The following is a 6346-nucleotide window of genomic DNA, read 5'->3' as shown; positions in this document are numbered from 1 at the left end:
TGTGAGCCAGAAAAGATCAGACATGGTCACCGCTCGTTTTTCGAACCGTGAATCATGCACCAACGCGGAAATCAATGGGTCCTGACCCTAGAACCCATTTCTTCATGGTTCTGACCTTCTACGTTCCTATTCAAAAAACTGATATGCGCCATTTTCGCAGATTTTGGTTAGAAGATGAGCAGTAACTCAGGGCTCCAAGCAGACATTCGAAGCTCTGCCCAAAAAGTATGGTTGGTGACGGTTGTATCGGTCTAAGATGCGGAGAAAAATCTGACCGAAGTCCAATACTCTGCCTACCGTGACACTGCCAAAAACGTCCCCGAATGCATGATGATGTCGAAATGCTGCATCCCCTTTTTCAGGTCGAAACTGACGGCATGCCCGGCTTTGCGTAGCAGTTCCGCGTATTCCCGGCTTTGGCGGATGAACTCGGGCGTGTCCCTTTCGGCCACGGTCACGTGGTAGCGCGGGCCGGGGCGGGGGAGGTGGCGGATGGGCGACAGGTCGTTCACCTCGACCGGGGTTAGTTGCAGCGGGTCGTTCACCGGGGTCAGGCTGATCGGTTCCAGATCATAAACCCCGCTTATCAGGATCACATCACGCACCCGTAACCCGGCGCGGGCCAGATCGTTGGCTGAACGTGCCATGACCATACTGGCCAGGTGCGCGCCTGCGCTGTGCCCTGATAAGGTGATCCGCGAGGGATCAAATCCAAGCGTTTCGGCCTGCGAGGCCAGCCACAACAACGCGTTGCTGCATTCTTCGACCATATCTCCGATGCGGGCGCCGGGGGCGAGCGTGTAGTTCAGCGTTGCAAAAGACTGTTCGGCTTCGATCAAGGCCGGGGCCATCATTGCCGACTCGCGCTGGCTGAGCGCCTGCCAGTATCCGCCATGAATGAACACATGCAGCGGCGCGCCAGCGCCTTTCGCCGGAAAGAAATCCAGAACCTGAGTTGGGCTTCCGCCATAGGCGAGGTTCTCTTGCACCGTCATTTGGGCCCGGTGTTGTGCACTCAGGGCGGCATAGCTGTTCAGATAGGGTGTGAGGTCGCCGCCAACCATAGAACTGGGGGAATACTCTTGCTCCAGCTCGGACTGGGTAAATCCGCGATACAGCATCACCTACTCCTGATCTGTGTACATTAACTCGGTACGTACATCGTAGAGATCATGGAAGAACCGCAAATCCAAGGCCTTGCGCAAGAAAGAAACGCCGCTGGACCCTCCGGTGCCGGGTTGGTTGCCGATCACCCGTTCAACCGCTGTGACATGATCGAAGCGCCAGCGCTGGAACAGCGATTCCACATCCATCAGCTTTTCTGCCAGCGCATACAGCTGCCAATACCGGTCGGTATCGCTGTACACCTGCGCCCAGATTTTCACGATGCGAGGGTCCCCCGAATAGGGCTGAGCATAATCGCGGTCCAACAGGTCTTGCGGAACGTCGAAGCCCTGGCGCGCAAGCATATGCAACACCTCATCATACAGCGACGGTTTTGTTAGCGCCGCGTTCAACTGTTTCATGACCTCGGGATCATGTTCATGAACCTTCAGGGTCGAAGCATCCTTGTTACCCAGAATGAATTCGATCTGGCGATACCCGTAGCTTTGAAAGCCGGACGAACTGCCAAGGGCCTGACGGAATGTCATGTAATCGGCAGGTGTCATGGTCAGCAGGGTTTCCCATGCTGTGATCAACTGCCGTTGAATGGCTTTGATCCGGTCGATGTTCTTCATCGCCGGGCCGAACTCATCCTGCTGCAAAAAGTGCCGTACTTCGACCAGTTGGTGATGCATCAGCTTCAGCCACAACTCGCTGACCTGATGGATGATGATGAACAGCATTTCATCGGGCTGGGCCGGGTCCTGAAACGTACGTTGCAGGTTCAGCAGGGTCTTGAGTTGCAGAAAGTCGCCATAGCTTTTGCGATGGGTTTCGGCGAAATCGGTGACCAGAGAGTCCTCAATCCCGCGCTCAAGATACCGGTCTTCATTGGCTTTGTCGCTCATGCTGCCTCCCCACCTGTGCTGTTTGCTACGTGTGTAGAGGCTGCGTTTGCAACTTTCCAGTGGTTCAAGTCCAGTCCAGAACAACCTTTCCGGATTGGCCCGATTTCATGGCTGCAAAGCCTTTGTCAAAGTCGTCCACGCCATAGCGATGGGTGATCACACGGCTGACATCCAAACCGTTCTGCAACATGGCAATCATTTTGTACCAGGTCTCAAACATCTCGCGCCCGTAGACACCCTTGATGGTAATGGCTTTGAATACGATCCGGGACCAATCGACCGGGGATTTGCCCGGGGGGATACCCAGCAGGGCAATCTTTCCGCCCATCACTAAGGCCTCGACCATCTGGTCCAATGCAATTTGCGAGCCCGACATCTCAAGCCCGACGTCAAAGCCCTGCTGCATGCCCAGTTCGGTGATGACATCCTGCAGGTCTTCTTTGGTGACATCGACAGTACGCAGGGTCGGCACCACGTGTTGGGCCAGGGTCAGGCGGTCGGGGTTGATATCAGTGATCACCACATGCCGGGCACCGGCGTGGCGGGCGACGGCGGCGGCCATGATACCGATTGGACCTGCGCCGGTGATAAGGACATCTTCACCCAGCAGATCGAAGCTAAGTGCGGTGTGAACGGCGTTGCCCAGCGGATCGAGGATCGCGCCGATTTCGTCCGGTACGTCCTCTGGCAAGGGTACAACGTTGAAGGCGGGCAATTTCAGATACTGCGCAAAGGCACCCTGTTCGTTTACGCCAATCCCGCGCGTTCCAGGGTCTAGGTGAAACTTGCCCGCGCGACTCTGGCGACTGTCAGTTCCGATCAGATGACCCTCACCCGAGCAACGTTGGCCGATCTCAAGTCCGGTTACGTTGCGCCCGATCTCGACGATCTCACCGGCGAATTCGTGGCCAGTGATCATGGGGACCGGTACGGTCTCGGCGGCCCAGTCGTCCCAATTCCAGATGTGAATATCTGTGCCGCAGATGCCGGTTTTGTTGATGCGGATCAGTACCTCGTCCGGTCTAATCTCGGGCACTGGGGCCTGCACCATCCACAACCCTTCCTCGGGCTTAGACTTCTCCAGTGCTTTCATCGTGTTGGGGCGCATCAGATCACTCCCAGGTCCTTGCCGACCTTGCCAAAGGCAGCCAAGGCGCGATCCAGCTCCTCGCGCGTCAGGGCCGCATTCATTTGCGTTCTGATCCGCGCTTGCCCGCGTGGGACAACCGGGAAGAAGAAGCCCGAGACATAGACGCCTTCCTCAAACAGCTTTGCTGCCATGTCCTGTGCCAGCTGAGCCTCACCCAGCATGACGGGGATGATCGGATGTTCCCCGGGCAGCAGATCAAACCCCAGATTCTCTAGCCCGGCGCGCCAGTACTTGGCGTTGCCGAACAGCTGGGCGCGCAGCATGTCACCTTCTTCGACCAGCCGGATCGCCTCTAGCCCGGCGGCGACGATGGAGGGCGGCAGCGAGTTTGAGAACAGATAGGGCCGCGCCCGCTGCCGCAGCAGGTCGATCACTGGTTGCGGCCCAGCGATATAGCCGCCGATTGCCCCCCCAAGTGCCTTACCCAAAGTTCCCGTCAGAATATCCACATCGACGCCGAAGTAATCTGGCGTACCAGCCCCGTTAGGCCCCATGAAACCGGTGGCGTGGCAGTCATCGACCATGACAATCGCATCGTATTTGTCGGCCAGTTCGCGGATTTTTAGTAGGTTGGCCAGATACCCATCCATCGAGAAAACGCCATCGGTGGCGATCATGATATGCCGCGCGCCGTCGTCACGGGCCTGTTTCAACCAGGCCTCCAGATCGTTCATGTCATTGTTTATGTAGCGATAGCGCTTGGCCTTGCACAACCGCACCCCGTCGATGATCGAGGCGTGGTTAAGACTGTCGGAGATGATAGCATCCTCGGGGCCCAGCAGTGGTTCGAACAGCCCTCCGTTTGCGTCAAAACAGGCAGCGAACAGGATCGCGTCGTCCTTGTTCAGGAACCCGGCCAGCTTCTGTTCCAACTCCTGGTGAATGTCCTGGGTGCCGCAGATGAACCGAACGGAGGCCATGCCAAAGCCTTTGGGCTCCATCGCATTGGTTGCTGCTTTGATCAGTGCGGGATGATCCGCCAGACCAAGGTAGTTATTGGCGCACAGGTTGATGACTTGACGGTCGCCCACCGTGATCTCACCGCCCTGTGGCGAGGTGATCATGCGTTCACGTTTATACAAGCCCTCGGATTCGATTTGCGCGAGTGTGTCCGTGATGTGAGATAAGAATGCATCTGCCATGGCGACCTCCGATCAACTGAGTCGCATATCTAGCATAACGGATACGTTTCCCAAATAGGGGAAATACAATATTCGGGAAAAATATCCGTGAAGACGGATTTTGCAGGTTAGGCGTTCTTGACGATCAAGAAGACGCGCGCTGCATCAATCGCAGAAATGCAATGCGCAATATCGGCGGCATACCGCGCGGTATCGCCTTGGCGCAGTTCGGAAACCGCGGCGCCAGAGGTGATACGGACAGCACCTTCAAGCACGGTCAGCTGTTCCCGTGCCCCCCGCGCATGCGGCTGGCTGTTCAGCGTTCCACCGGCTTCGAACTGGATGTCATAGACCTCATGCCCTCCGGCTTCCTCCGGAGGAGAGAGGATGCGGATGCGGCATTTCTCGCCCATATTGTCGATGCTGGGCACTTCGGCCTGACGCAAAACTTCGATCTGGTCGGTGTTGTTGGCATCGTCCAGAAGGCCCGCGAAATCGACCTGCAAGGCGCGGGTCAGATTCCACAGGGTCGAGATGGTGGGGCTGCTTTCGCCGCGTTCGATCTGGCTGACCATGGACCGCGAGACACCGCTGAGATTGGCCACGGCCTCAAGCGACAGACCTTTGGCGCGGCGCGCCTCTTTCAGGCGGGCGGGCAGGCGGGTCAGGATATCGTCAGTGTTTTCCGTCATGACGGAATCCATGCGTGTTGTGCGAGCGGATGTCAATTCTGACCGTGACGGGACGTCTTGCGCGACAGGGTCATTCAGCGGGTGCATAGTAAGTGCAAATTAAGGAGGATTGTCCCATGACCGATATCGTAATTCTCGACGGTGCGCGCACCGCAATTGGCACCTTTGGTGGTGCATTGGCCTCGACCGCGCCGATTGATCTGGCCACGGTGGCGACCGAAGCAGCGCTTGAGCGTTCGGGTGTTGAAGGTGCCCAGATCGGGACAGTTGTCTTTGGTCATGTAATCAATACCGAGCCGCGCGATATGTACCTGTCGCGGGTTGCAGCAATGCAGGCCGGGATCCCGAACGGGACACCTGCAATGAATGTGAACCGTCTGTGTGGTTCTGGTGCGCAGGCCATTGTGTCAGCGGTGCAGGCGCTGATGCTGGGAGATGCGGATTTTGCGGTAGCAGGCGGTGCCGAAAGCATGTCGCGCAGCCCCTATATCGTGCCTCAAGCGCGGTGGGGAGCGAAGATGGGTGACGTTTCTTCGCTGGACATGATGCTGGGCGCGCTGAACTGCCCATTCGGAACCGGCCATATGGGAGTTACCGCTGAAAACGTTGCGGATGAGCATCAGATCAGCCGTGAACAGATGGATGCGTTCGCCCTGAGCAGCCAGACCCGAGCGGCGGCTGCGATTGAGGCGGGATATTTCGAAAGCCAGATCGCGCCGGTTCAGGTCAAGGTTAAGCGGGACATGGTTGACTTTGTGGTGGACGAACACCCCAAAGCTACCACCGCCGAAGCGCTGGCTGGTCTGCGCCCGGTATTCAAGAAAGAGGGGCGCGTGACGGCAGGCAATGCCTCGGGCATCAATGACGGCGCGGCGGCGATGGTTCTGGCCACGGCAGATGCGGCGGAGAAGGCCGGGTTGAAGCCCAAGGCTCGGGTGTTGGGATATGCTCATGCGGGCGTCCGGCCCGAGGTCATGGGGATTGGCCCGGTTCCAGCGGTTCAGAACCTGTTGAAGAAGACCGGATTGTCAGCGGAAGACTTTGATGTGATCGAAAGCAACGAGGCCTTCGCTTCGCAGGCTTTGGCGGTCAATCAGGAACTTGGGCTCGACGCTGCGAAGGTGAACCCAAACGGTGGCGCGATCGCGCTGGGGCATCCGGTAGGTGCGACGGGTGCAATTATCACTTTGAAGACGCTGTACGAGCTGGAGCGCACGGGGGGGTCGAAAGGATTGATTACCATGTGCATCGGGGGCGGCCAGGGCATCGCCCTTGCCATTGAGCGGCTTTGATCTGAGATCGGGTTTGGGGGCTGTGTGCCCCCCCACCCTCGCCTGGCCCGTGACCCCCCCCCCCCCAATTTTATGTCAG

Annotated in this window: 6 protein-coding genes; 1 reads left to right on the top strand and 5 read right to left on the bottom strand. The window is 57.9% G+C overall.

Features of this window, described 5'->3' with window-relative positions; translation table 11 throughout:
• Nucleotides 1–293: 293 nt before the first annotated feature.
• The 5 genes from ACR0DH_RS20075 to ACR0DH_RS20055 all read right to left on the bottom strand — a co-directional run bounded on the left by ACR0DH_RS20075 (nt 294) and on the right by ACR0DH_RS20055 (nt 4975).
• Nucleotides 294–1121 carry an alpha/beta hydrolase gene (locus ACR0DH_RS20075; protein WP_480545171.1) on the bottom strand — a complete coding sequence of 276 codons (828 nt, stop codon included), beginning with the start codon at nt 1119–1121 and terminating at the stop codon, nt 294–296.
• A gap of 3 nt (nt 1122–1124) precedes the next feature.
• Complete coding sequence (locus ACR0DH_RS20070; RefSeq protein WP_480551515.1) at nt 1125–2012, bottom strand: tryptophan 2,3-dioxygenase; 888 nt, start codon at nt 2010–2012, stop codon at nt 1125–1127.
• Nucleotides 2013–2076: 64 nt separating this feature from the next.
• Entirely contained in the window at nt 2077–3105 is a 1029-nt protein-coding gene (gene tdh / locus ACR0DH_RS20065) for an L-threonine 3-dehydrogenase (protein WP_480551557.1), read from the bottom strand.
• A gap of 14 nt (nt 3106–3119) precedes the next feature.
• Entirely contained in the window at nt 3120–4304 is a 1185-nt protein-coding gene (locus ACR0DH_RS20060) for a glycine C-acetyltransferase (RefSeq protein WP_480551517.1), read from the bottom strand.
• A 107-nt stretch (nt 4305–4411) separates the two neighbouring features.
• A complete protein-coding gene (locus tag ACR0DH_RS20055) occupies nt 4412–4975 on the bottom strand; it encodes an XRE family transcriptional regulator (protein WP_170537106.1) in 564 nt (187 codons plus the stop codon).
• A 116-nt stretch (nt 4976–5091) separates the two neighbouring features.
• On the opposite strand from ACR0DH_RS20055, the gene ACR0DH_RS20050 reads away from it, so the two are divergent.
• On the top strand, nt 5092–6267 hold the full coding sequence (locus ACR0DH_RS20050) for an acetyl-CoA C-acyltransferase family protein (protein ID WP_480551519.1): 1176 nt from the start codon (nt 5092–5094) through the stop codon (nt 6265–6267).
• Nucleotides 6268–6346 lie beyond the last annotated feature (79 nt).

This window comes from Ruegeria sp. I1 (assembly GCF_056532675.1).
This window is presented reverse-complemented; position numbering and strand designations above follow the sequence as displayed.

Coding starts and splice junctions, on each gene's coding strand:
- ACR0DH_RS20050 (WP_480551519.1), top strand. CDS start 5,092: ATGACCGATATCGTAATTCTCGACGGTGCGCGCACCGCAATTGGCACC.
- ACR0DH_RS20055 (WP_170537106.1), bottom strand. CDS start 4,975: ATGACGGAAAACACTGACGATATCCTGACCCGCCTGCCCGCCCGCCTG.
- ACR0DH_RS20075 (WP_480545171.1), bottom strand. CDS start 1,121: ATGCTGTATCGCGGATTTACCCAGTCCGAGCTGGAGCAAGAGTATTCC.
- ACR0DH_RS20070 (WP_480551515.1), bottom strand. CDS start 2,012: ATGAGCGACAAAGCCAATGAAGACCGGTATCTTGAGCGCGGGATTGAG.
- ACR0DH_RS20060 (WP_480551517.1), bottom strand. CDS start 4,304: ATGGCAGATGCATTCTTATCTCACATCACGGACACACTCGCGCAAATC.
- tdh (WP_480551557.1), bottom strand. CDS start 3,105: ATGAAAGCACTGGAGAAGTCTAAGCCCGAGGAAGGGTTGTGGATGGTG.